This is a genomic window from Rahnella perminowiae (genome assembly GCF_019049755.1).
Lineage (GTDB): Bacteria > Pseudomonadota > Gammaproteobacteria > Enterobacterales > Enterobacteriaceae > Rahnella > Rahnella perminowiae.
Genome location: NZ_JAFMOS010000208.1, coordinates 1 through 1,906, shown reverse-complemented (window position 1 = coordinate 1,906; position 1,906 = coordinate 1). Strand labels below are relative to the sequence as shown.

Genomic DNA, 1,906 nt, shown 5'->3' with positions numbered 1-1,906 from the left:
GGTTCAACCCGATCAGGCCAGACTTTTCAACCGGCGAATCGTAAGTTCCTCCAGTTTACCTTCCAGGCTTTTTGCAAAGTGTTGGAAATGCTCGGTCTTGTTGTGCTGATTCAGCGCCTCTTCAGAGGCCCATCGTTCGTAGAAAACAAAGGTACCCTCTGTATCGAGATCCTGATGCAGCTCATATTGCAGGCACCCTACTTCCAGCCGGCTTGGTTCAATGACATCAAGCAACGCTTCTGTCACTTTTGACTTGAATTCTGCTTTAGCGACAATAGTGGCAACCACTCTGATTTCCATAATAATTCTCCTGTTTTTTTGGTCATGCTTCAGGGCGTACCGGGAAGCACTCTGACTAAAATCTATTCCCACTATGAACCTGTCGATGCATTGATTTCAATACGAACTTTATTTAACGGATGCAACACAACGCTTTTACGCTTATTCTTGTTCCCCGCCGTTAATGCTCCCATTACCGCACCTGTTCTCTCTATTTTGTCCCTCAATGCCGGAGTTTTGCCTGATGACCGCAACACCGCAAGTTTTGAAAATCCGCCGTCCAGATGACTGGCATATTCACCTTCGTGACGACCACATGCTCAGCACGGTGTTACCTTTCACCAGTGAAGTATTCGGTCGCGCCATTGTTATGCCAAACCTCACTCCCCCCGTAACCACCGTGGCGGATGCGATAGCATATCGTGACCGGATTATGGCCGCGTTGCCTGCAGGACATAACTTTACTCCTCTGCTGACCTGCTATTTGACAGATTCTCTGGATCCGGAAGAAATTGCGCGCGGTTTCGGACAAGGTGTATTCACTGCGGCAAAATTGTATCCGGCCAATGCGACAACAAATTCTCAGCATGGCGTTTCTGATGTCAAAAAGATTTATCCTGTTTTGGAGCGTATGCAGAAAATCGGCATGCCTTTGCTGATCCACGGTGAAGTTACGCACAACCATGTAGATATTTTTGACCGTGAAGCCCGTTTCATTGATGAAGTCATGGATCCGGTACGTCGTCAGTTTCCTGAATTGAAAATTGTCTTCGAGCACATCACCACCAAAGAAGCCGCGCAATATGTTCTTTCTGGCAATCAGTATCTGGGTGCGACCATTACGCCACAGCATCTGATGTTCAACCGCAACCACATGCTGGTTGGCGGTGTACGTCCGCATCTGTTCTGTCTGCCAGTCCTCAAACGTAATATTCATCAGGAAGCATTGCGTGAAGTTATCGCCAGCGGGGCTGATCGCTTCTTCCTGGGGACCGACTCTGCGCCGCACACGAAAGGCCGTAAAGAATCAAGCTGTGGCTGCGCGGGTTGCTTTAATGCCCCGCTGGCGTTATCAGCTTATGCGACCATCTTTGAAGAACTCAATGCGCTGCAACATTTTGAGGCGTTTTGCTCCCTGAACGGCCCGCGTTTCTATGGCCTGCCGCTGAATGAAGACTTCATCGAATTGTCCCGTATCCCGGTGACACAGCCTGAAGAAATTGTTTTAGGCCATGAATCTATTGTGCCATTCCTGGCAGGTCAGACACTGGCCTGGAAAGTGACGTCTTACTAACAACAAATTCTCACCAGCGCGTATTGCACTGATCATGATTTGACTGTATAAACATACAGTCAAATCTATTCAGGAGGTCCTATGCGTGTTGAAGTCACAATTGATAAAACCAAGCCTCTGCCTGCCGGCGCGCTGGACGCGTTATCAGGTGAATTGAGTAAAAGAATTAACAAACAGTTTTCCGACCGCGAAAATAAAATCCAGGTGCGATATGCCGGGGCAAATAGCCTGTCTGTTCTGGGCGGGGCAAAAACTGACCGCGACCTGATTGAGGAAATTCTTCAGGAAACCTGGGAAAGCGCTGACGACTGGTTCTCCAATCAGAATGATGAC

General features: G+C 48.5%; 3 protein-coding genes. 2 read left to right on the top strand and 1 reads right to left on the bottom strand.

What is annotated here, in order from left to right; genetic code table 11:
* Positions 1-12 precede the first annotated feature (12 nt).
* Complete coding sequence (locus tag J1785_RS01345; protein ID WP_129951839.1) at positions 13-300, bottom strand: putative quinol monooxygenase; 288 nt, start codon at positions 298-300, stop codon at positions 13-15.
* A gap of 223 nt (positions 301-523) precedes the next feature.
* Between J1785_RS01345 and pyrC the strand changes: the two genes are divergently transcribed.
* Positions 524-1,573 (top strand): dihydroorotase, encoded by a 1,050-nt coding sequence (gene pyrC / locus J1785_RS01340; protein WP_217218638.1) that lies wholly within the window; start codon positions 524-526, stop codon positions 1,571-1,573.
* An 81-nt stretch (positions 1,574-1,654) separates the two neighbouring features.
* The coding region (gene dinI, locus J1785_RS01335; RefSeq protein WP_129951841.1) for a DNA damage-inducible protein I at positions 1,655-1,906 on the top strand (252 nt) is incomplete at its 3' end.

Excerpts from the sequence above, each read along its gene's own strand:
- J1785_RS01345 (WP_129951839.1), bottom strand. The coding sequence starts at position 300 with ATGGAAATCAGAGTGGTTGCCACTATTGTCGCTAAAGCAGAATTCAAG.
- pyrC (WP_217218638.1), top strand. The coding sequence starts at position 524 with ATGACCGCAACACCGCAAGTTTTGAAAATCCGCCGTCCAGATGACTGG.